The 22,535-nt window shown below is 70.9% G+C and carries 19 protein-coding genes; 11 read left to right on the top strand and 8 right to left on the bottom strand.

Annotated elements, in window-relative coordinates:
* Nucleotides 1-46 precede the first annotated feature (46 nt).
* From AB0B72_RS37275 to AB0B72_RS37265, 3 genes are all read left to right on the top strand, one after another.
* Complete coding sequence (locus AB0B72_RS37275; RefSeq protein ID WP_367744273.1) at nucleotides 47-1,033, top strand: zinc-binding dehydrogenase; 987 nt, start codon at nucleotides 47-49, stop codon at nucleotides 1,031-1,033.
* Between the two features lie 622 nt (nucleotides 1,034-1,655).
* Nucleotides 1,656-2,111 carry a group II truncated hemoglobin gene (locus tag AB0B72_RS37270; protein ID WP_367744272.1) on the top strand — a complete coding sequence of 152 codons (456 nt, stop codon included), beginning with the start codon at nucleotides 1,656-1,658 and terminating at the stop codon, nucleotides 2,109-2,111.
* A 499-nt stretch (nucleotides 2,112-2,610) separates the two neighbouring features.
* Nucleotides 2,611-4,014, top strand: coding sequence for a serine hydrolase domain-containing protein (locus AB0B72_RS37265; RefSeq protein ID WP_367744271.1), 1,404 nt, complete (start codon nucleotides 2,611-2,613; stop codon nucleotides 4,012-4,014).
* Nucleotides 4,015-4,076: 62 nt separating this feature from the next.
* Here AB0B72_RS37265 and AB0B72_RS37260 read toward each other — a convergent pair whose 3' ends face one another.
* Nucleotides 4,077-4,628, bottom strand: coding sequence for an RICIN domain-containing protein (locus tag AB0B72_RS37260; protein WP_367744270.1), 552 nt, complete (start codon nucleotides 4,626-4,628; stop codon nucleotides 4,077-4,079).
* A gap of 110 nt (nucleotides 4,629-4,738) precedes the next feature.
* Between AB0B72_RS37260 and AB0B72_RS37255 the strand changes: the two genes are divergently transcribed.
* The 4 genes from AB0B72_RS37255 to AB0B72_RS37240 all read left to right on the top strand — a co-directional run bounded on the left by AB0B72_RS37255 (nucleotide 4,739) and on the right by AB0B72_RS37240 (nucleotide 7,667).
* Nucleotides 4,739-5,224, top strand: coding sequence for a MarR family winged helix-turn-helix transcriptional regulator (locus AB0B72_RS37255; protein ID WP_367744268.1), 486 nt, complete (start codon nucleotides 4,739-4,741; stop codon nucleotides 5,222-5,224).
* Entirely contained in the window at nucleotides 5,221-6,462 is a 1,242-nt protein-coding gene (locus AB0B72_RS37250; protein WP_367744267.1) for an MFS transporter, read from the top strand. Before AB0B72_RS37255 ends, AB0B72_RS37250 begins: the two co-directional genes overlap by 4 nt.
* 149 nt (nucleotides 6,463-6,611) lie before the next feature.
* Nucleotides 6,612-7,169 (top strand): NADPH-dependent FMN reductase, encoded by a 558-nt coding sequence (locus AB0B72_RS37245; RefSeq protein WP_367744266.1) that lies wholly within the window; start codon nucleotides 6,612-6,614, stop codon nucleotides 7,167-7,169.
* Nucleotides 7,170-7,277: 108 nt separating this feature from the next.
* The gene (locus tag AB0B72_RS37240) at nucleotides 7,278-7,667 is read left to right on the top strand and encodes a winged helix-turn-helix transcriptional regulator (protein WP_367744265.1); all 390 of its coding nucleotides are present in this window, start codon (nucleotides 7,278-7,280) and stop codon (nucleotides 7,665-7,667) included.
* A 258-nt stretch (nucleotides 7,668-7,925) separates the two neighbouring features.
* Here the strand turns inward: AB0B72_RS37240 and AB0B72_RS37235 are convergent, their stop codons facing one another.
* From AB0B72_RS37235 to AB0B72_RS37215, 5 genes are all read right to left on the bottom strand, one after another.
* Nucleotides 7,926-8,402 carry a cold-shock protein gene (locus AB0B72_RS37235; RefSeq protein ID WP_367744264.1) on the bottom strand — a complete coding sequence of 159 codons (477 nt, stop codon included), beginning with the start codon at nucleotides 8,400-8,402 and terminating at the stop codon, nucleotides 7,926-7,928.
* A gap of 32 nt (nucleotides 8,403-8,434) precedes the next feature.
* Nucleotides 8,435-8,608: a hypothetical protein gene (locus AB0B72_RS37230; RefSeq protein ID WP_367744263.1), complete on the bottom strand. Its 174-nt coding sequence runs from the start codon at nucleotides 8,606-8,608 to the stop codon at nucleotides 8,435-8,437.
* Between the two features lie 274 nt (nucleotides 8,609-8,882).
* The gene (locus AB0B72_RS37225) at nucleotides 8,883-10,982 is read right to left on the bottom strand and encodes a hypothetical protein (protein ID WP_367744262.1); all 2,100 of its coding nucleotides are present in this window, start codon (nucleotides 10,980-10,982) and stop codon (nucleotides 8,883-8,885) included.
* 113 nt (nucleotides 10,983-11,095) lie between these two features.
* A complete protein-coding gene (locus tag AB0B72_RS37220) occupies nucleotides 11,096-12,151 on the bottom strand; it encodes a nuclear transport factor 2 family protein (RefSeq protein WP_367744261.1) in 1,056 nt (351 codons plus the stop codon).
* Between the two features lie 323 nt (nucleotides 12,152-12,474).
* The gene (locus AB0B72_RS37215; RefSeq protein WP_367744259.1) at nucleotides 12,475-13,056 is read right to left on the bottom strand and encodes a TetR/AcrR family transcriptional regulator; all 582 of its coding nucleotides are present in this window, start codon (nucleotides 13,054-13,056) and stop codon (nucleotides 12,475-12,477) included.
* 73 nt (nucleotides 13,057-13,129) lie between these two features.
* Here AB0B72_RS37215 and AB0B72_RS37210 point away from each other — a divergent pair, with 73 nt between their 5' ends.
* From AB0B72_RS37210 to AB0B72_RS37195, 4 genes are all read left to right on the top strand, one after another.
* Nucleotides 13,130-13,888: a cupin domain-containing protein gene (locus AB0B72_RS37210; RefSeq protein WP_367744258.1), complete on the top strand. Its 759-nt coding sequence runs from the start codon at nucleotides 13,130-13,132 to the stop codon at nucleotides 13,886-13,888.
* A 48-nt stretch (nucleotides 13,889-13,936) separates the two neighbouring features.
* Nucleotides 13,937-14,881 carry an RNA polymerase sigma-70 factor gene (locus tag AB0B72_RS37205; protein ID WP_367744256.1) on the top strand — a complete coding sequence of 315 codons (945 nt, stop codon included), beginning with the start codon at nucleotides 13,937-13,939 and terminating at the stop codon, nucleotides 14,879-14,881.
* A 90-nt stretch (nucleotides 14,882-14,971) separates the two neighbouring features.
* On the top strand, nucleotides 14,972-16,168 hold the full coding sequence (locus tag AB0B72_RS37200; protein ID WP_367744255.1) for an NAD(P)/FAD-dependent oxidoreductase: 1,197 nt from the start codon (nucleotides 14,972-14,974) through the stop codon (nucleotides 16,166-16,168).
* A gap of 85 nt (nucleotides 16,169-16,253) precedes the next feature.
* Nucleotides 16,254-20,528, top strand: a complete 4,275-nt coding sequence (locus tag AB0B72_RS37195; protein WP_367744254.1) for a BTAD domain-containing putative transcriptional regulator — start codon at nucleotides 16,254-16,256, stop codon at nucleotides 20,526-20,528.
* A gap of 126 nt (nucleotides 20,529-20,654) precedes the next feature.
* Here the strand turns inward: AB0B72_RS37195 and AB0B72_RS37190 are convergent, their stop codons facing one another.
* Nucleotides 20,655-21,908 carry a sugar MFS transporter gene (locus AB0B72_RS37190; protein ID WP_367744253.1) on the bottom strand — a complete coding sequence of 418 codons (1,254 nt, stop codon included), beginning with the start codon at nucleotides 21,906-21,908 and terminating at the stop codon, nucleotides 20,655-20,657.
* Between the two features lie 172 nt (nucleotides 21,909-22,080).
* On the bottom strand, nucleotides 22,081-22,515 hold the full coding sequence (locus AB0B72_RS37185) for an ester cyclase (protein WP_367744252.1): 435 nt from the start codon (nucleotides 22,513-22,515) through the stop codon (nucleotides 22,081-22,083).
* Between the last annotated feature and the right edge of the window lie 20 nt (nucleotides 22,516-22,535).

The raw sequence follows: 22,535 nt of genomic DNA, 5'->3' as shown, positions 1-22,535 counted from the left end.
GGACTTCCGGTCAAAAACCGACCGGAAGCCTCGATAGCGTGATCCCATGATCACTAACGAGATCCAGTTGACCGCCCAGATCGACGCCGCCCCCGCCCCCGAGCACTTCACCGTCGTCCAGACGGAGATCGAGGGCGAGGTCGTGGTCCGTACCGACTACCTGGGCCTGGCCGCCACCTACCTCGAACTGATGCGCGCCGACTGCCACCTCCCGATCCCGGCCTGGCAGCCCGGCCGGCGGGTGGGCGTCATGGCGATCGGCACCGTACTGAGCTCGGTCAGCCCCAACCTGCGAGAGGGCGACTTAGTGCAGTCGATGACCGGCTGGAGCACCCATTCGGCGGGACCGGCCGCCTCTTACGTCAAGCTGGACCCGGACGCCTACCCCGACCCCAGCTACTACCTGGGCCAGGGCCCGACCGCCTACTACGGCATAGCCGACGTGGCCAAGGCCGGCGAAGGCGACGTCGTGTTCGTCTCCGGCGCGGCCGGCGGTGTCGGCTCACTGGCCGGACAGATCGCCCGCAACCTGGGCGCCAAGAAGGTGATCGGCAGCGCGGGCAGCCAGGCCAAGGCCGACTATCTCGTAAACGAACTCGGCTTCGACGCCGCCTTCGACTACCACCACGACCCGGTCGCCGCGCTCAAGGAGCTGGCCCCTGAGGGCATCACCGTCTTCTTCGACACCGTGGGCGGCGCGCTGTACGACGCCGCGCTCGAAGCCGCCGCACCGGGCGCCAGGTTCGCCCTGTGCGGCTCACTGTCCACCCAACTCGGCGCCGCCGCAGACCGCTTCCCCGAGCCCGACCGCGACGCCGCCCTGACCAGGGGAGTCGAGCTGATGCAGTTCTCCTGCTACCACACCCCCGACCAGATCGCTGCCTGGCACCACCACTTCCGCACCGCACTCGACCAGGGCCGCTTCGTCTACCCGCGAACCGTCATCGAGACCGGCATCGACGGCGTGCCCGGCACGTTCCTGGCCATGCTGCGCGGAGAATACCGAGGCAACGTCTCGGTACGACTGGCATGACCACGCTGCCCCGCCACGCGCTCAACCGGGCTCTGCTTCTGCGGCAGTTCTTGCTGGAGCGGACCGGCCTGGCGGCTACCTCAGGGGCGCGGATCTCACCTACGCGACCTCACCTACGCGAAACCCACCCGCGCGAAACTCGGCGGCGCGGACCTCACCGGCGCGGTGGGTGTGCCGTCGTGGGCGGCGGAGGGGGACGGGGTCGGGGTCCGGCGTCCCGGCGCTGGGGTGGGCGGCGGGGTGCCGGTGGAGCCTCACGCCAGGTGAAGTTTCATCCGGGGTTCAGAAGCATCGGAAATGGGACGGTCGGTCGGAGGGCGTCGGCGTGAGCCAAGCCTCGTGCCGGGCAAGGGATATGCCGGGTTTGGCGGCCCGCCGGATTTTGGCGGCAGGAGCGAGCACCACATTGCGGTGAAATGACCGTATAGCCAGCAGATCTTCCCGCGTACCCCCGCGCGCGATCATCGCATCGGCCGCCGCCCAGGTCCGCCGGACCGCCCGCGACGCAGCCCCGACTCCGGCCCCTGAGCCTCCCGCCGGTCCGGAACCGTCTCCGCCCCATCTCGGCGACATCGAGGCGAACACGCTGGACATCGTCGAGAGTGCCCGCAAGGGTGGGTGCATGATCAGTCTGTACGCGCACGCGGGCGGCGACGAGGGCTTGCACAGGCTGGAAGAGATCTTCTACACGAAGGTCCTCCAAGATCCCTTACTCAGGGAGCTGTTCCCCGAGCGTCGCCCGACGCATGTCGACCACCTGACCTGGTTCACGGCCGAGTCGTTCGGCGGGCCGGACCGCTTCACCCGTGAGCTCGGCTTCGACTACCTCATCGGGGTGCACCGCCACCTCGACATCTCCGACGAGCAGCGCGACCGCTTCGTGGAGCTGTACATGGAGGCCTTCGACGAGGCGGGGCTGCCCGGCGACGAGCCGTTCCGCGAAGCCGTACGCGAGCACCTGGAGTTCGGCTCGCGGGTGGCGCAGCAGAACTCCCGCGCGGTGACCGACGAAGAGCTCCACCCCCTGCGCGAGGTCCCCCTGTGGACGTGGAAGGAGCCGGACAGCCCGGCGACATAGCGAGGCTTCCCCAGCCATACGCCGTCCCGCCGAGGCCGGTTTCGCCGCACCGGCCGCCGGTGACGCGCGGTCCTATGCCCTTGGGGTGACGCGACCCCTGTCGTAGGCGAGCAGTTCCAGCTCGCCGAGGCGGGGATGGCCGCGAGGGCGGCCGGCGCCGCGGCGCGCGGCACGCCGAGCATGTGACGCGGGTCTTCCAGGGCGGTGCGGCGGCGATCTCTATCGCGTCCAACGCGGGGGGCTCCCCTTCAGGCTGGAGATCGACGAGGTGGCGGGCGACGCCGGACTGCACGGCGACGACCGACGAGGTGAGGGCGACCATCGAGTAGCGGCAACAAATAGATATGTCGAAGGGAAAGGCGCGGATCGCCGTGCGTGATTCCGGCGGACGGAAAGCGAGCCCCCATAAGAATGGTCCGCCGGCAGTTCTCCACCGAGGCTGACTTGATTCGGAGAGAATGCCGGAATTCGGGGACATAGGCACATTCAAGGGGGAAGAATGCCCAAGGGCCCTAAGGTTGTTGGATTTCTCGCGATCAGCGCCGCACTGACCGGCTGGATCGTCGCCTTGGGCACTCCGGCCGTCTCGGCATCCGCCCGGGGCGCCGTCGTGACCGTTCCCGGTGTCGATCACCGGGCCCTCGGTGACGATCCGCGAGCGCATGAACGCCATCGGGCCGGGCAACACGGCAGGCACCGGCAACGGGAGCACGGGCGGCAGCGGGAGAACCAGCACCTGCTCCGCGATGTCACGCTCGCCGTGACGCCGGCCCAGAAGGATGAGACGGATTCGCAGGCTCTGCCGTACAACTCACAGAAGACGGACGCGAGCGCGAACCCCCAGAGCGATCAGCACAGCCGGTCGGACGTCGCGAGCGGCGGCGGGGCCCCTGAGGCGATCGACAGGTACCTGCGGGATCTGGCCGCGCGGAACCAGTTCACCGGCTCGGTGCTGGTGGCGCGGCGTGGGAAGGTGCTGGCGCGGTTCGCCTCCGGCTTGGCCGACGAGGCCAACGACATCCCCAACCGGCCGGGCACGATCTTCCGGGTCGCCTCGGTCACCAAGCAGTTCACCTCCATGCTCGTGCTGAAGCTGCGCGACCGCGGCCTGCTCGGCCTGGACGACCCGATCTGCCCTTATCTCATCCCGACGTACATCACCACCTGCCCGGCGGACTGGCAGCCCATCACGATCCGTGAGCTCCTGATCCACACCTCCGGAATCCCCGACTACCAGAACCTGCCCGGCTTCTACACCATGCTCTCGCAGCCGACCACGACCCGGGAGATCATCTCGCGGTTCGTGAACCTGCCGCTGACCTCCCCGCCCGGCACCACCTGGAAGTACACCAGCTCCGGCTACATCGTGGCCGGGGCGATCATCCAGTCCGTGACGCACAAGCCGTACGGCACCGTGCTGCGCGAGGAGATCACCCGCCCGCTGCACCTCAAGCACACCGGCTACAGCAGGGGCAATCCGCCCGACGGGTACGCGAAGGGCTATTTCACGGTCGGATCACCGGCCCCGCCCATCAACGGGTCCGAGGCGTTCTCCGCGACCGGCCTCTACACCACCACCGACGACCTCGTCCGCTGGGACCGCGCGTTCGGCGCGGACCTGGTCGCGCCACCCGCCACCGTCGAGGAGGCGTTCACGCCACAGGCGCAGTGCCCCGCCAACGGCTGCCTCAACCTGCCGTCGAGCGCGTACGCCTTCGGCTGGCTCGTCGACACACTTGAGGGGCACCGGCTCCGGTACCACCCGGGGCTTCTCACGGGCTACTCGGCGAGCAACATGTACCTGCCCGACGACGACATCGAGGTGGTCGTGCTCAGCAACGTCGAGAAGACCGACACCAACGGCATCGCCCGCCGGCTCGCCACGATCGCCCTCGACTCCTGACCCTACGACTGGCGGGCGTCGTGCTCGACGCCCGCCAGGCACCGCATGTCGGGGAGCGGGGCCTAGACGTTGTAGTCGCGGATCTCCCAGTAGCGCGAGGGATGGCTGTCGCAGTTGTACTGGACGGCGTTGAGGTTGTTGGCGGTGCTCACACCACCGGCGATCGTCAGGCACTTCCCGGTCTGCACGTTCTGGAACTGCACGTAGATGCCGGCACGCGCGCCCAGCCCCCATAGGCGCGACGCGTCACTGTCGCAGTTGTACTGGACGGCGTTGAGGTTGTTCGCGCTGCTGACGCCGCCGGCGATCGTCAGGCACTTGCCGGTCTGCACGTTCCTGACCTTGAGAGCGCCGCTGGAGTAGCCCCAGATGTCCCAGCGACGTGAGGGGTGGCTGTCGCAGTTGTACTGGACGGCGACGACGTTGTTGTCGGTGCTGACGCCTCCGGCGATCGTCAGGCACTTGCCGGTCTGCCAGTTCACCAGCTGGACGTTGGAGGCGGCGTAGACCCTTGCGGCGGACGCCGGGGTGGCCGCCACCGTTCCCAGGGCGACCAGCGGAGCCAGGACGGCCACGGCCCGGAGCCCGGCCGAGCGAAGAATGGTTCTTTTCATGCGCCCAGAGTGCGGGCCGCTCCACCTGCCTGACGTGAGTAGGACCCTACTCAACCCGTCTCGGTCTCGACAAATAACAGCGCTTATATAAGTACTGTTACAATGCTCCCATGGACGACCCCGCCCAGGAAAGCCTCTGGCGGCCGCTGTGGCGGCTTCAGGCATCGATGGACGCCGACATCGCCCGGCTCTACTCCGGCAGGCGCATCGAAGGGCTCAAGCCGAGCTTCGTGATGGAGCTGCTCCGGCTCCACGCCCGCGGGCCGATGACCATCACCGAACTGGCGGACTCCGTCGGCCACACGCATTCGGCGCTCAGCCAGAAGGTGGCCGCGATGCGCGCGGCCGGCTGGGTCCGTACGGTCGCGGGCGACGACGCGCGCAGCAAGAAGGTGACACTGACCGACGACGCTCGCGCGATCGTCGGCCGCCTGGCGGCGGAGTGGCGGGCGACCGAGGCCGCCATCGCCGAGATCGAGGCCGAGATCCCCTACCCGCTCACCCGGGTCGTCACCGACATCGAGCGGGCCCTCGCACGCAAGAGCTTCCACGATCGGATCGCCGAGAAGCTGGCGCACGACCCCGCCTGGCGATGAGGCGCGCGCTGCTCGACGTGGCCCCGCTGCGGGCCTCACCACCGTTCCGGCGGCTGTTGATCGGCCAGGCTCTGTCCGGACTCGGCGGCCAGATGACGTCCGTCGCCGTGATGTTCCAGGTCTGGCGGATGACGGGCAGCACGGCGTGGACCGGCGCGGTCGGCCTGGCCCAGGCCGTTCCGCTTGTCGCGCTCGGGCTCTTCGCCGGCTCGGTCCTCGACCGGGTGGACCGGCGCAGGTTCTACCTGGTCACGGTCGGCGGCCAAGCCGCGTGTTCGCTGCTTCTGGCCGTCCAGGGCTTGCTCGGGTATCTGCCGGCCGCAGGGGTGCTGCTGGTGGTCGCGGCGCAGTCCTGCCTCACCGCCAGCAGCGGCCCGGCGTCACGCACCTTCATCCCCCGCCTCCTCCCCAAGCACCGGCTCGCCGCCGGGCTGGCGCTGAGCCGGATCACCTTCCAGGGCTCCATGTTGCTGGGCCCCGCACTGGGCGGGCTGATCCTGTCAGTGGCGGGTGTCGCCGGCTGCTACCTGGTCGACGCGCTCACCTTCGCCGCGGCGATCTTCGGCGCGCTGGGCCTGCCGCCGATGAGCCACGACGGCGAGCCCGCCCGCCCCGGCATACGCGGCGTGCTGGACGGCCTGGCCTTCCTGGCCCGCACCCCCGTCGTCCGCGGAGCACTCCTCACCGACCTCGCCACCACCGTGCTGTCGATGCCGGTCAGCCTGTTCCCTCTGATCAACGCGGAGCGGTTCGGCGACAGCCCCCGCACTCTGGGACTGTTCCTGACGGCCATCGCGGCCGGAGGCGTCGCCGCCTCCCTGTTGTCCGGAAGCTTCACCCGGCTGCCACGCCCGGGCCTGGTCATGCTCGGCGGATCGGCGGCATGGGGAGCGGCACTCACGCTCTTCGGCCTGTCGCCCAGCCCGTGGGCGGGGCTGGCCTTCCTGATCCTGGCAGGCGCCGCCGACACCGTTTCCGTGGTCTCCCGCAGCACCATCGTGCAGACACACACCCCGAACGCGCTGCTCGGCCGGGTCAGCGCGGCCGAGCAGATCGTCGGGCGAGCCGGGCCGGACATCGGCAACATGCGCAGCGGTCTCGTCGCGGGCGCCAGCTCGGGCATGACAGCCCTGGTCAGCGGCGGCTTGCTCTGCATCGGCGCCGTCGCGCTGGTCGGGGCGGCCACACCAGGCCTGCGCCGGCTGGCGGCGCCTCCGCCCGGGCCGGCCGACGAGTAGACGCTTTTCCTCCGCGACGCATTATCCCGACCGGCGCGGCTTTTCGAAAGAAGGAACATTCGTGTAACCACGGGAAGGAAAAGTGCCTTCTTCCCCCGCATGGGTGAACCGGTCGATGATCCGAACGTGCGGAAGGAAAGGACTTGGAAATGACAACAATCGCCATTGTCGTCGGCAGCACGCGGCCGGGCCGGATCGGCCGGAACGTGGCGGACTGGGTCCACCAGAGCGCCTCGAAGCGCCTTGAGGCCGACTACGAGCTCGTCGACCTCGCCGACCACGACCTGCCGCTCTACGACGAGGCGCTCCCCGCCGCCGCCGGCCGGTACGCCGGGGAGCACACCAAGCGGTGGGCCGAGATCGTCCGCCGGTACGACGGCTACCTCGTGGTCACTCCCGAGTACAACCACGCTCCGCCGGCGGCCCTGAAGAACGCCTTCGACCTGGTCTACGCCGAATGGCACAACAAGGCCATCGGCTTCGTCGGTTACGGTGCCGCGGGAGGCGTGCGGGCCGTCGAGCACCTGAAACAGGTGGCGGTCGAGCTGAGCATCGCGCCGGTCGCCGCTCAGGTCGGGCTGGTGATCCCGGCGGACTTCCCGGCCTACCCCGAGTTCACACCGCTGGAGCAGCGCGAGTCCGAGCTCGAACGCGTGCTGGACCAGCTGGAGTCCTGGACGAAGGCGCTGGCCACCGTACGCGGCTGACCTCCCGGCGTGGAAGGCGGGGAAGGCGCGGAGGGCGGGGAAGGCGCGTGGCTTGTCCACGCGCCTTCCCCGTGTGAGGCTGTCGTTGTCAGCGGCGAAGGGAGCGCGATGTCAGCGGGATCTCGGCTGCCCGGCGACGTGGAGCCCGGCGCGTGCGCGGCGTTCCGCGACGCCCTCGACCGGGTGGGGAGCAAATGGGGGATCGCGATCATCGCGGCCGCGAGCGGCGGGCCCATCCGGTTCGCCGAGCTCCACCGGACGATTCCCGGCATCAGCCGCCGCATGCTGACCCTCACGCTGCGCACCATGGAACGTGACGGGCTGCTCGTCCGCACCGTTTATCCCACGGTGCCCCCGCAGGTGGAGTACACGGCCACCTCCCTGGCCACGGAGCTGTTCACGTCCACGCGCGCACTGTCGGACTGGGCGGAGAACAACCACGAGAAGATCACGGCCGCGCGGGCGGCCTACGACGGCAACGCCGGCGCGCGTCAGTAGCGGGCGGTCCTCCCGCTGCGACGTACGCCTGCTCACGAACGGACAGACGTACGCCTTGATCTGGTAGATGTCCGGCGTGTACGTGGTCGCCATGACGTGGCCCTGCCGGCTCTCCTCGCCCATGGCGTACACGTAGGCCTCGCGGGACCCGAGCTCGGTCATGATCGCCGCGGCCTGCTCGGCGTCCGACCCGGAAAGCTTGCGAGAGTGACGCGAACCGGGCGCGGGGCGCCGGACCGGAGCGTGTCCGGCGCCCGGTCAGCCCTCCACCCAGCCGTACTTCTGCGCGAAGGTCAGCAGACCGCGCCGCAGGTGGACGATCTGCGTGCCGGTCAGCTCGGGGGCCTCCACGAGGAGCACCTCGGTCAGCTCCTGGACGAACTCGTTCGCGGACAGGACGTCGCAGAGGCCGTCGTCCTCCTCCGGCCTGCGCGCGGGCGCGCCGCCCTCCCCCGGCTGCGCCGGTCCGGCCGTCACGGGCCCGTTCTCCGTGCCCCCGGCCGCCTGCCGCGGCGGGCGCTCCTCCTCTCTGACGCGCACCGCGAAGGCCTTCAGGCCCCGTTCGCCCTGGGCGACCTCGAACTCGACGGGCGTCCCGGGCGCTACCGACCTCTTGTCGTCGAGCAGGTCGTTGACGTGCAGGAACACGTCCTCGCCGCCGCCGTCGGGGACGATGAACCCATAACCGCGAACGTCATCGAACCGCAGCACCTTGCCAGTCCTCACCACGACCATCCCTCCACACACGAACAACACATCACCGGAAATTATGGCGGCGCGGGGCCGCTGCGGGCCGCCGGCACCAGCTTGTCGGGAACGGGATCGTCCCCGTGGCGCATCCGCTCACGCACGTCCTTGCCGTCGCCGGCGAGATGCCGGCCGTCTCCGCCGATCCGGGCATCGGGCTGCGACTCCTCGTCGCCCGTGCAGCCGCGCGGCATCCCCTTGGCTTCGGGTTGTGCGCCTCGCCAGGCCGGGGGATTCGCCGGTGAGGCGGCGGGGACCAGGCGGGTGAGGAGGGCTCGGAGGCTGGGGGTGCCAATAGGCCCGTCAGGGCCTACCTGGAATCGAACCAGGTTGAGAAGGAAGCCTCCGAATGGCCTCACCCGCCGGGCGCAAGGAAAGCGGGAAAGCTGGAGCCAGACCGGCGCCCGTACGGGCAAACCGGTTCCAATGAGAAGGAAGCCCTCCCATGGCCTTGCTGTCGGCAAGATATCAGGCCGGGATGAGCTCGTGCAGTGTGGCGGGCGTGTAGACCCGAGCCCCGTCCGGCAGGCCGGCGGGCGTCCCGAGCCCGATGTACGTGCTGTGGCCGCCGATGGAGGGCTTGGCCCGGAGGAGGCCGGCCAGGTAGCCGACCCGGAGGTAGTCCCGTTCCACGATCGAGCGCACGAGCAGCGACGCGGTGACCCGGTTGCCCTCCACCTGGTTGAACGCCGGACGGCCGGACAGGTAGAGATGCAGCCACTTCACCCACCACGCGCCGTCGTCCCCGCGCAGGAAGACGAGCGGCAGCGCGATGCGGCCGGACCCGCGCAGGTCGGACTTCATCCGCACGGTGCGCGGTTCGAACGGTCTGCCCTCCTGGGCGGCGTCCCTGGTCATGTAGCCGAAGAACGCCTCCGCGGCTTCATTGAACCCCTCCCCCGTGTAGATGTTGACCTGAGGGATGATGATCGGCCGAGTGGCGCGGGACAGACGCACGTCGATGAACTCCGAGGCGCCGTCGGCTGCATCGGTGAGGTCGCCCGAGTAGGTCGCGAAGTCGTTGCCGTAGGCCGTCCACGAGATGTGCGTCGGGTTGTCATAGGTGGGGTCGAGCATGAGCGCGGACAAGTCGTAGTCGGTGCGCCGCGCGGCCTGACGCCAGTGCACGAAGAACCGGAGCAGTTCACCGTCCACCGGCGAAAGCGAGCCGCGGGGCAGCATCCCGAGCCCGGGCACGACGGCCTTGCCCGACAGGGGCAGCGCCACGTCGAGCACGGCGGGGTCGACGATCAGCTCGCCGGGGTCGGGCAGGCGGCGGGTGATCTCCTCGTCCAGGATGGCGAGGGTCCGGTGGAGGGCCTCCTCATCGAGCGGGGAACGCGTGTCGGGTGTCGTCCACGCCCTGCCGTGCCGGTTGACGAAGATCCGGCTCACTGGCGCGAGCCGGTTCTGCAGATGCTCGCGCAGGGACAGCAGCACACGGCCGGAGGCACGGGCGGCCGACCTTTCCGCCGCCTCCAGCACGGCGGAGCCACCCCCCGCGCGCAGCAGGTGGTCGAGGCGGCGCAGCAGGGCGCCCGGCGTGTGCTCCAGCAGCGAGACGGCTTCATCGGTACGGCCCGCGGCCAGCGCGGCCTCGACCCGGCTGCCGGAGCTCGCCGCCTTGCGCACTCCCCTGGCCACCTCGAAGACCTGGGCCGCCCGAGGGAACTGCGGGTACTCGTGGGGGTGCAGCCGCTCACCGAGCCGCTTCCACTGCTCCCGGTGGCGTAGCACGTCCCCGTGCTTGGCGGCCGGGACGGCGTCCAGGGCGGTCAGCAGGATGCGGCGTTCGGCGCGGCGGAACGAACGCAGGCGGGTGGGGGTGGCCAGGGTGACGTCGCCGCCGGAGCACGCCGCGGCCAGCCGGAGCACGTCTGTCACGGTGTCGGCGAGCAGCGGCCGCCCGGCCGCCAGCCGTGCTTCGTTGACGACGGCCCGGTTCTCGCGTACCGGGACGTGTTCGGGCTCGTCGCCGGCGCAGAAGGCGGCCAGCGCGCGCAGAGCGTCCAAGTCCTCGGCGGCGAGCGGCACCTCGGAGCCGGCCAGTGACAGATAGAGCTCCCGCGCTTCGTCCCGCAGGCTTCCGCCCAGCTCCAGCACGGTCACCCGGTCGCCTGCCAGGGGGATCAGCTCGGCGTGCGCGGCCAGCAGGTCGGCGTAGGTGTGCTGGTAGCCGCCGTACCGTGGCAGGTCCAGCAGGTTGAGCGAGCCCGGCTGGAGCCGGGCGGCGGCGACCGGGTCGAGCATGGCCTCGCGCAGCAGCCCCGCCCAGAACTCCAGCGTGTCCGGGACGTTCCTCGGGAAGTCGATGAAGTAGGCGTTGTGCTCGACGTGGTCGCCGGTCAGGCGGCGGACCGCGGCCAGGACGCGCACGCCGAGATCGATCACCTGCTCGCCGGGCAGCCGGGACAGGCGGTCGAGCAGAGCGGGGGAACACGTGAAACCGACGCTCAGCAGCGCCGCGTCGAGCTGCCGGGCGGCCACCTCACCCCAGCCGGGCATGGTGTCGTTCCCCGCGTCGTCGACGGGAACGCGCAGGCGCCGGGCGATGATGAGATCCTCCACGGAGGAACGATATAGGGCGGACACGGGCGGATCGCCACTGAAAAACAGGGACAAGCCCGGACGCCGGGAAGATCCTCGCCGCCTCCGTGTGACTCGGACAGGACCGGGTGGTCTCAGAATCCGATGGCTTCGCGGAGCAGCAGGACGATGCCGCGCCCGGGGTGGGGTTCCGCGTTGAGGATGAGCAGGCGGTTGACGGCGCTGGGCTGCCCGTAGACCTCCAGGGCTCGGGCGTTCTCCAGTGGCAGGGCGTGGTCTTCCACGCGGCGCAGCGCGGCGGGCAGGTCGGGCACCACCTTCTGCGCGCCGACGATCCAGATCGCGCGGCCGGCGCCGCCGGCGTAGGCGGGGAGCTGGCTCCCGCTGGCCGAGGGGACGACGAGCGAGCCGGTTTCTGTGACCGCGGCGACGCTGCCCACGACGACGTCGGGGCCGGCGAGCAGCCGGCGGATGTCGTCGGCTTCGGTGACACGGTCCATGGCCAGGAGACGTGGCTTCAGCGCCTGATACCGCCCACTGGTGTTGATGTCCTCATCGATGCCGGACAGGCGGAGGGTCTCGCTGGCGCCGGTGAACACGCCGGCGCCCTCGGGTATCAGATCCTTGATGCGGGTACGCGCGGCGGCGGCGTCGTCGAGGATCTCGACGGTGAAACCGTTCGCCGTCAGCGCGGTGGCCGCCCGCTCCAGGCGCTCCGCCGGCGCCGGGTCGGTGAACTGCGTCTCCGCCCATGCCACATGGGCGGAGCCCGCGAGCGGAGTGGTGTCGAAGTACTTGACCTCGAAGACGCGCTCGGTGAACTTCCAGCCGTCCGGGGTGCGCCGGTAGCCGTCGTGGAACAGGGCATAGTTGAAGATCGACCTGCCGTCGCGCAGACGCCCGAGTTCGCAGACGTAGGCGCGGCCGGACGCGGTGTCGCCGTCAAGCTGGATCGCGCCCGGGTGCGTGGTCTGCACGAAGTACTCCCACTCCCCCGCCAGCCGCTCGGTCCCGGCGCGGATCTCCTCCCGGCCGGTCAGCTCGATGCCGGCGTCGGGGATCCGATACACGGCGTCGTGGGTGAACAGCGACGCGAAACGGTCGTAGTCGCCCATCATCGCCGCGTCGCCGAACTCGCCGCGCAGCGTCTCGATCTCGATGCGGTCGGCGACGGCCTGCAGATCGTTCATCGGTTCACCTCGTTGTCTGTCCAGCCCGGCGTACGACGGCATCGGGCTGCTGTGGGATGGCGCCGCCTGAAGAGTCCACGCCGACCTGGCAAAGGTGGCGCCGGGAGTGGCCAGGGTGCCGCCCGGCGCGATCGCCAGGCGAACGAGCCGGTCACATTCCCGCTGGGTCTCCCGTTCTCCGCATGGCGGGTTGTTCTCACCGGTACGACAACACAGGCCCCCGGAATGTCAGGTGACGCACCCGCCTCCCGGTTCCGGGGTTGCGTCCGAAACGACAGCGGATCCGCTTCAGCGCGGCCGCCTGCTCGCACTGCGCCTTCGACTCACTCTGAACGGGCCGGCAAGCGTGGGCTCATGCCTTCGAGCGCGATGTCGATGAGCCGGCGCCAGTCACCGGCCGCATAGCGGCTGATCGCGGCCACCGCGCCGGCGATCATGTAGAGGTCGTCGACCTTGGAGTCCGGCCGCAGGGTCCCGTCCGCCAGCCCGCGGTCCAGCAGCGCCTGGCCGATCGCGAGCAGTTCGACGGCCACCTGTCCGCGGGGTTCGGTCGAGCCCAGGGCCGCCTCGATGGCGCTGGAGACACCGCGCGCCCGGTCGTGCACCTCACCGATCCGGCTCAGGAAGCAGACCAGGGCCTGGCGGGTGTCGGGGTTCGGCAGGCACTCGGCACGGGCGAACGCCAGGATTTCCGCGAAGCGCCGCTCCGCCACCGCTTCGATGAGCGCCTGCCGAGTGGGGAAGTGCCGATAGACGGTGCCCACGCCCACTCCCGCGGCCCTGGCGACCTCCGCCATCTGCACCTCGTCGCCGTGTTCGGCGAACAGCTCGCAGGCCACCTCCAGCACCCGGCCGCGGTTGTGCTCGGCGTCGGCACGGGCCTTGCGATCAGGCTTCTTTGACATCCGTGGTCGGCTCCCGCCTATACTCAATACGGAACCGGATTCCGAATCCGGTTCACTAGTGGAAGGGTATCTCATGTCCCGAGACCGCTTCATCCTCCTCGCTCCCGAAGACTCCCCGGCGACCTGGGCCGTCAAGGTGACGGACGACGACACAGAGGGCCGCTTCACCCTCGCCGAGGGCCGCGGAAGCATCCAGATCACGCTCGACGACGCGCGCGACGAGTTCGTGTACGTGCTGGAGGGTGAGCTCGACGCCCGCTGCGACGGCCGTACGCACCGGCTCACCGCGGGGATGTGCGCGCTCCTGCCACACGGCCTCGTACGCGACGTTTCCGGGACGCGGGCGCACCTGCTCCGGCTGTCCTGGCCCGGCACCACGGACAGCCGCTACGTCCTCGGCAAGAGCCAGGCCAGGCCGGGACGGATCAAGGTGCCGCCCGCGTTCGCGGCGAAGGCCCGAACCACCGACACCGGCGGCACGCTGTCGGTGATGGAGACGCTCGTGGTCAACGAGATCCCCCGCCACATCCACCACAAGGCGGACGAGGGCGTGTACGTGCTCGACGGGGAACTCACCGTCGAATTCGACGGCGAGACGCATACGGCGGCCAAGGGACAGTTCGTCCTGCTCCCCCACGGGGTCCGGCACGCCCTCCGCCCCGGGTCCACGCCGCCGCCGCGAGTCATCCAGATCTCCGCGCCGGGCGGTTGGGAGTGTTTCATCGAGGACCTCATCGAGGCGGGGGCACGAAGCGGCACCGGCGGACGACTCGAACCCGCCAGGCTCAACCCCATCGCCGCCAAGTACGACATCACATACGACGAGGCATAGGGCCATGCGAGTCTGCGACACCGGGGCCGCGCGATTTAGGATCGGGCCATGCCCTTGGCCGCAGACGACGTCGACCGCTTCGAGAACTGCAGGCCGCGCCTGGAGGCCATCGCCTACCGGCTCCTCGGCTCCGCCGGGGAGGCCGAGGACGCCGTACAGGAGACGTTCCTGCGCTGGCAGGCCACCGACGTCGGCCGCATCGAGGTTCCCGAGGCCTGGCTGACCAAGGTCCTGACCAACCTGTGCCTCAACCAGCTCACCTCCGCGCGGGCGCGCCGCGAGACCTACGTGGGCCAATGGCTTCCCGAGCCGCTGCTCGCCGGTGACCCGATGCTCGGCCCGGCCGACACCGCCGAGCAGCGCGAGTCGGTCTCGTACGCGGTCCTCACGCTCATGGAGCGCCTCTCCCCCGGCGAGCGGGCGGTGTACGTGCTGCGGGAGGCCTTCGACTACTCGCACAAGGAGATCGCCGAGATCCTCGACGTCACCGAGTCCGCCAGCCAGCAGATCTTCCACCGCGCCAAGAAGCACGTCGCGGACGGCAGGGCCCGCTCGGCGATCGACCAGGCCGCCGCCCGGCGGATCGTCGAGGAGTTCCTGTCCGCCGCCGCCAGCGGCCGGATCGAGCCGCTCGTGCGCCTACTCACCGAGGACGCCGTCTCGATCGGCGACGGCGGCGGGAAGGTCCCGGCGCGCACCAAGGCGTTCGAGGGCGCCGTCGCGGTCGCGAAGTTCCTCAGGGGCCTGTTCGCACCCGGCGAGGCCAAGCGCGCCCTGGTCGGCGGCGTGCCCGGCGTCTACGCCTGGACCGCCAACGGCGGCCCGGCCGTCGTGGCCGTCGTGGACGGCCGGGTCGTCGGCGTCATGTGCCTGGAGGTGACCGCCGGCGGCATCGCCGCTGTCCGTGCCCAGGCCAACCCCGACAAGCTCGAACGCGCGACCGCGCGGTGGGCGGCCGGCGACCACGGGGAGCCCCTGTTCCACGCATTCTGATCGCCATGTGAGGTGCTTCACACCGCGTTCCTGTCAGGAAACGGCGCGCCGCCCGGTTCAGGTGGCAAACCACAAGACAGGAGCAAGGGCATGCAGCACCGCATTATCGTCCTCGGAGCCGGATACAGCGGAGCCGTCGCCGCCGGGCGCCTCGCCAGGCGGCTCCGCCGCGAGGACGTCGCCGTCACCCTCGTCAACGCCGAGCCCGACTTCGTCGAGCGCGTCCGCATGCACCAGCTGGTGGCCGGCCAGGAGCTGAAGCCCCGGCCGTTCAGCGAGATGTTCGCGGGCACCGGCGTCGAGCTGCGGCTCGCGAAGGTCACCGGCGTCGACGCCGACCGCAAGACCGTCACCGTCGCCGACGCCGCCGGCACCGAGGAACTCACCTACGACACGCTCGTCTACGCTCTCGGCAGCGACTGGAACGACCAAGGCGTCCCCGGGGCCGCCGAGCACGCCTACGGAATTGCCGGCCGCCCCGGAGCGCTCCGGCTGCGTGAGCGCCTGGCCCGCCTCGACGCCGGGCAGACCGTGGTCGTCGTCGGCGGCGGCCTCACCGGCCTGGAGGCCGCGACCGAGATCGCCGAGGCCCGCCCGGACCTCGACGTCGCCCTCGCCGCCCGCGGCGACCTCGGCGACTGGCTCTCGTCCAAGGGCCGCGACCACCTGCGGAAGGTCTTGGCCAAGCTCGGGATCACCGTGCATGAGCACACCGCCGTCACCGGCGTCGAACCCGGCCGCGTCACCACCGCCGACGGCACAGCCCTCCCGGCCGCGGTCACTGTGTGGACCGCCGGCTTCGCGGTCCACCCGATCGCGAAGGCGACCACCCTGGAGGTCGCCGGCACCGGCCAGATCGTGGTGGACGGCACCATGCGCTCGGTCTCACACCCCGATGTGTACGCCATCGGCGACGCGGCCATGGCCATCGGCCCGGGGAACAAGCCGCTACGGATGTCGTGCGCCTCGGGCATTCCGACCGCGTGGCAGGCCGCCGACGCGATCGCGGCACGCCTGACCGGCGGGAAACTCCCCAACGCGCCGATCCGCTACTTCAACCAGTGCATTTCCCTGGGTCGCAAGAACGGCTTGATCCAGTACGTCACCGCCGACGACCGCTCCGTACGGGCGGCCCTGACCGGACGGATCGCCGCCGTCTACAAGGAGCTGATCTGCAAGGGCGCCGCCTGGAGCGTCGCCAACCCGATGCTCGGGCTGCCGGTCCGCCGCCGCCCGGTCACGCGGGGGCGGGCCGCGGCGGGCTCCGCCGTCAAGGAGCCGGCGTAGAGCGCGGCCCCGTGCCGGCCGGCGATTGACAAAGCGGCGGCTGTCCAAGACCCTTCCTTGGAGCATCCGAGGGGGCGGAATCTGGGTGGAATTTCACGTTCTCGGACCGCTCAGTGTCTCCCGCGACGGCCGGCCGGTCCCTGTCAGCGGAGCACCGAAACTCCAGCTCACCCTTGCCGCCCTGTTGTCCAAGGCCGGCCAGCCGGTGTCGATCGACTGGCTGATCGCCGCCGTCTGGGGTGACCAGCCGCCCGCCTCCGCGCGGCGCAACATCCACCTCTACGTCCACCGGCTGCGGCGGGTGTTCGGCGCCCATGTCCTGCCTGGACGGCCGGGCGGGTACGCGCTCATCACCGACTCCCTCGACGCGGCACGTTTCCGCAGCCTTGCCGCGCAAGGAGGCGCGGCCCTGGACCGTGGAGATCTCGAACAGGCCCGTGACCGGCTGCGTGCGGCGCTGGACCTGTGGCGGGGGCCCGCGTTCGCGGAGTTCGGCGACCATCCGCTCATCGCCGAGGAGGCCCGGCGACTGGAGGAGTCGCGACTCACCGCCCACGAACGGCTGGCGGAGGCCGAGCTCGAACTGGGCCGGCACATCGAGGTTGCCGCCGAGCTGGCCGATCTCACCCGGGAGCATCCGTACCGCGAGAGCTTGCGCGCCCATCTCATGCTCTCGCTGTACCGGTCCGGCCGTCAGGTCGAGGCGCTGGAGGTCTTCCGCCGGACCCGCGACCTGCTGAACGCTCAGCTCGGCATCGAACCCGGTCCCGCGCTCCAGCGTCTGCACGAGGCGATGCTCCGCGGCGACGAGGAGCTTCTCCCCTCCCTGGGACCACCACGGACGGCCTCCACGCAGCGGAAGCCGGAGGAATGGGCCGCGGACGACTGCCCGTACCGGGGTCTGATGGCATTCCAGCCGGAGGACGAAGCATGGTTCTTCGGCCGCTCTCAGCTGGTCGACCGGCTCCGCGAGCTGGTCGACCGACTTCCGGTGGTCGGCGTGTTCGGGGCGTCGGGAAGCGGGAAGTCATCTCTCCTGCGCGCCGGCCTGCTGGGGTCGATCTCCAGCCGGCACGGCACGGCCGGGCCTTGGCGGGGCCTGCTCATGACGCCGGGCGAGCACCCGCTGGACACGCTGGCCGACCTGGTGGCGAAGACGTCCGGCGGAGATCCCGATGCGCTCCGCGACGATCTGTCCGGCGATCCCGCCGCCGTGGACACCGCCATGGACACCGCCGTGAACGCCGCGCTCGGCGGCGCCGGGGAGACCCGCCTGCTGCTGGTGGTGGACCAGTTCGAGGAGATTTTCACGCTGTGCGCCGACGAGGGAGAACGCCGCCGCTTCGTCGAGGCCCTGCTGGGCCTGGCGCTCGGCGCCGGCCGCCGCGTCGTTCTCGTGCTCGGCATACGGGCCGACTTCCTCGCCCACCTGACTCAGCACCCCGGCCTGGTCGAGGCTCTCGGCGGCGAGGCCCAGTTGCTCGTGGGACCGATGTCGCCGGCGGACCTTCACGAGACCGTCGTCCGTCCCTCCGCCCGGGCGGGGCTCACCGTGGAGCCCGACCTGCTGGCCACGGTGCTTGCCGACGCCGCGGAGGAGCCGGGCAGCCTGCCGCTGGTCTCGCACGCGCTGCTGGAGACCTGGCGCACCCGCACCGGCCCGAGCCTCACGCTGCCGGCCTATCAGGCGGCCGGCGGCGTGCGCGGGGCCATCGCGCAGAGCGCGGAACGGGTCTTCGACGAGCTCGCCCCCGCGGAGCGGCAGGCCGCACGACGGATCTTCGTGAGACTGACGGCGCTGGGAGACGGCACCGAGGACACCAGGCGTCCCATCTCCCGGGCGGAGCTCGTCGGCGTGGCCGACCCCGAGGTCACCTCGGGCGTGCTGGACCGGCTCGCGGCCGCACGGCTGGTCGTACTCGCGGAGCAGACGGTGGAGGTGGCGCACGAGGCGCTGATCCGGGCCTGGCCCCGGCTTCACCGCTGGCTCACCGACGACCGCGAGAACCTGTTCGTCCACCGGCGGCTCACCGACGCGGCGCAGACGTGGCGGGAACTGGAGCGCGACTCCGGAGCCCTGTACCGAGGCGCCCAGCTTCTCGCCGCCAAGACCTGGGCGGAGGATCACCCGCAGGAGCTGAACGACGTCGAAAGCGCCTTTCTGCGCGCCAGCCGCGCGCTGGAGGACAGCGAGCGCACCGCGGCGAGACGCCGCACCCGGCTCCTGCAACGCCTCCTGGCCGCGATGGCCGTGCTCTTCCTGCTCGCCCTGTCCGGCGGAGGCGTGGCCGTGCGGCAGGGCCAGGAGGCAGGCCGTCAGCAGCTGGTCGCCCTCTCCCGGCAGCTGTCCTTGGAGGCCCGATCACTCCTCGGCACCGATCCCGATCTGGCCGGCCTGCTGGCGATCGCCGCGTTCCGTCTCAATCCGGAGGCCGAGACGCGCGGCGCCCTGATCAGCGTGTCGGCCGCGGCGCGGCGCCGGATCGAGCTCAACGCCGAAGGCCCCTCGATCTTCGGGGTCGCGTTCAGCCCGGACGGCTCCCGGCTGGCCTCGGCCGGCAGCGACGGAACGGTCGGCCTCTGGGACCCGCGCGGCCGGGCCCGCGTCGCGACCTTGTCCGAGCACGCGGAAGTCGCGGGCGCCGGGGAGGTCCAGGCCAGGGCGGTGGCGTTCAGCCGCGACGGCAGGCTGCTGGCGTCCGTCGTCAGGGAGCCCGCGCCCGGGGCGTCCAAGGGCTCGATCGTCGTGTGGGACCTGGGCTCCCGCCGGCCGGTGTTCCGGCAGCCCCGGAAGAGACTCACCGACGCGATGGCGCTGAGCCCCGACGGGACGAAGATCGCCGTCGGGGCCGGCAAGGGTGCCGTCGAGGTGTGGGACCTGACCACCGGGACCAGACGCACCCTGAAAGGACGGCGGGAGGAGGTCGTGGCTCTCGCGTTCAGCCCCGACCAGGCGTTCCTGGTGTCGTCCACAGGCGGAACCGAGAAGCCGCGCGTGTGGGACGTCGCCTCTGGGACCGTGGTGGCCACGCTCGGCACCGACAACGTCCACAGGCTGGGTTTCGATTCCGCCGACGGCACCCTCGCCACGGGATCGCCGTATCACGGGGTGCGGTTCTGGCGCGTCGCCCACGACCGCGTGACGGCGCTGTCCGCGCTGCCCAGGCGGTCGCCGTACATCTGGGACATGTCCGCTCCCGTCGCCGGGCGGATCGCCGTCACCGACGAGGACGGCCTGATCACCGTCTGGGACATCGCGCGGCGGCAGCCCGTCGAGACCTACCAGGACAGAAGCCGCACCGAGGCGCTGTCGCTCACCTTCAGCGCCGACGGCTCGATGCTCGCCTCGAGCGGACTGGGCCCGACCATCGTGATCCGGCAGCGCGCCCTCCCTCCGTTCAGCGGGCACAGCGGGGCGGTCAACGACATCGACGTCAGCCCGGACGGCCGGATCGTCGCGTCGGCGAGCAACGACACCACCGTCCGGCTGTGGGACGCGCACGGAAAGCCGGTCGCCACCCTGGGCGGCCATCCCGATCAGGTCCGGGCCGCCGCCTTCAGCCCGGACGGCCGCCGGCTCGCGACCGTCACCCGTAGCCACACGCTCACCGTCTGGGACGTCGCCGGCAGGCGCAGGCTCACCACCGTCGATTACAAGGGACTCGGCGCCTCCACCGACGTCGGCTTCGACCCGCGCGGGCGCTTCCTCGTCGCGACCGCGCTCACCCGGTTCCGCTGGGACGTCCGCGATCCCGGCGATTTAGCCGAGACGCCTTTCCCTGGTCCCGGGTACCTCGCCTCGGCCCTGGCGTTCGGCCCGCGCGATCGGCTGCTCGCCACCACCGCCCCCGACGGAAACCTGGTCGTCTGGGATCTGGCCCGGGACCGGGAGGTCCACACCCTCAGGACCGGGCAGGGCTCGGTGCTCGACGTCGCCTTCAGCCCGGACGGCGAGCTGATCGCGACGGCCGGGGCGGACCGTACCGTCAGACTCTGGGACACGCGGACCGGGAAGCTTCACGACACGCTGAGCGGTCACACCGCACCGGTCCAGGTCATCGCCTTCAGCCGGGACGGCCGCGCGCTCGCGTCCGCGGGCGACGATCGGACGATCATCGTCTGGGACTTTCCGTCCAGGAGGCCGGCGGCCACCCTCACCGGCCACAGCGCACCGGTCAAAGGTCTCGCCTTCACCGCCGACGGAGACCTGATCTCCGGGGGAGACGACGGCAGGATCATCCGCTGGCCGCTCCGGCCCGATCCGCTCGTGGGCCGGCTCTGCCAGGAGATCGGCCGCGACCTGACACCGGAGGAGTGGGCCACTTATCTCCCCTCTGTGGACCGCCGGCGCACGTGCTGAAGGATGAACGGCGGCCCAGCGGCTCGCGGCGGACTGACCTCCGGCGGTGCGATCACATCCACGCCCGGCCCTTTACAGCGTAGATTCATTGGTTCGTTCGAACACGGGCCACTCCCCCGCTGGCCGTCAGCGCTCTGTCGGCGAGAGAGGGCCGGCCGTGCTCATGCGCGCGGTCACCTGCCACCAGAGGGCCAACTGCAGCAGGGCCAGCGCCACGGCGAACGGCGGCAGCGTCCAGGCCCCGATTCCCTGGGCGATCGTGCCGGCCAGCCATGGGAACACGGCGCCGCCGATCACGGACACGCCGTTCAGCAGCCCGATGGCCGTGGGCACCAGCCGGGCGACGGTCAGCCTCGGCGCCACGGCCATCGTGGTCGGGAAGATCGGCCCCAGCCAGAAGCCCAGCAGGAAGAAGGCCGCGGTCGCCACCGCCGTCACCGGCACGAGCCATGTCAGCAGGGCGGTCGCGGTGATCCCCGCGAGGCAGGCGAACGTCATGCCCGTGTCGGTCATCCCGAACCTCGCGGACACCGGGCTGATCAAGAAGCGGCCGAGGGCGAGCCCGAGCCAGTATCCGGAGACGGTGTACCCGGCCAGCAGGTCGCCCTGCCCACGCCCGTCGACCAGGAAGCTGAACCCCCAGTTGCCGACGCTCATCTCCAGCCCGACATACACCGTGAGGAACGCGGCGCCCAGCAGGACAGCTGGCTCCCGCGACGCGGCGGCCAGCAGCCGGTCGCCCGCCGCCGGCACTACAGGCGTGCCGTCACGCGCCTCGTCTCCTGTCTCGTCACGCGTCTCGTCGCGCGTCTCGTCGCGCGTCTTGTGCGATGGGAGGACCAGGTGGAAGCCGGCCACGACCGGCAGGCAGACCAGGGCCAGGACCAGCCAGACCATCGTCCACGGCTGGCGCTCCAGAATCCAGGTGGCCAGCAGGGGCCCGAGCAGCGCGCCGACACCGAAGAACGCGTGCAGACGGTTGAGCAGGGTCGTCGCCCGGGGCAGGCCCGTGAGGTAGGCGTTGAGCACCGACTCGATGACGCCGGTGCCGTACCCCGCGAGCAGCTGGATCGCCACCAGGGCCAGGAACGGCGGCCGGGCGGCGGTGCACAGCCCCGCCAGCACGTACGCGCCGCCTCCGGCGACCAGGGACGTCCGCACGCCGAAGCGGTGGATCAGCGGGCCCGCGGTCGAGCCGGCCAGCATGAACCCGGCCGAGAAGCTGAAGAAGGTGGTCCCGATCACCGCGTTGCCGAGGCCGTAGTCGCGGATCTGCGCGGGAAGCAGCACCCCGCCGACGCCGGCGCTCACCCCCACCAGGATGAAGGCGGCGTACGCGAGAACGACAGGCGCCCACCACCGGCGCCGCAGCGCGTCCACCCGACCTCCCCGGTACGAGCGGCCTCCGGCCGCTCATCCGCCTTCTGTTCCGGGACCGGCCGCGCGCCCGCACCCGAGAGGTGCGGTACGCCCGCGATCACCGCCGAGGCAGCCTACACGCCGCGCGAACAAGGGCGAACCGGCCCGGGGCGAGGCCCGGCACGCGCGGCGATCAGGGGCGGTTGACGACGAGTTCGGCGCCGAGCTGGGCGTACAGTTCGAGCTGGTCGTAGAAGACGCAGTGGACGGCGATGCGATCGCCGTCCATGGTGCGCAAGGAGCACCCGCGTACGTTGATGGGCCGGCCGGTGGCCTCGATGACCTCGCCGTTCGGCATCAGTATCGGGCCGAGGTGCGTTCCGGTGATCGTCCACTGCGTGATCACGACGTTGCCGCAGACGACGAACGTGTTCCACGGCGTCCAGCGCACGTCGGGGAAGGCTGTGAGCATCACGCCCAGGAACGAGGCGATCTGGTCGCGGCCCTCACCGATTCCGGCCGGCGACACGTAGACGGCTTCGTCCGTGTAGCACAGCAGGGCGGCCTCCAGGTCGTGCGCGTTCATCGCATCGAGCAGGCAGTCCGCCCTGTTGGCCATATCCGACATGTGCGAGTCCCCCTTCCTCG

The organism is Microbispora sp. NPDC049125 (genome assembly GCF_040802045.1).
Lineage (GTDB): Bacteria > Actinomycetota > Actinomycetes > Streptosporangiales > Streptosporangiaceae > Microbispora.
Note: the sequence above shows the minus strand (reverse complement) of the source record. Positions and strands in the feature narration are given on the sequence as shown.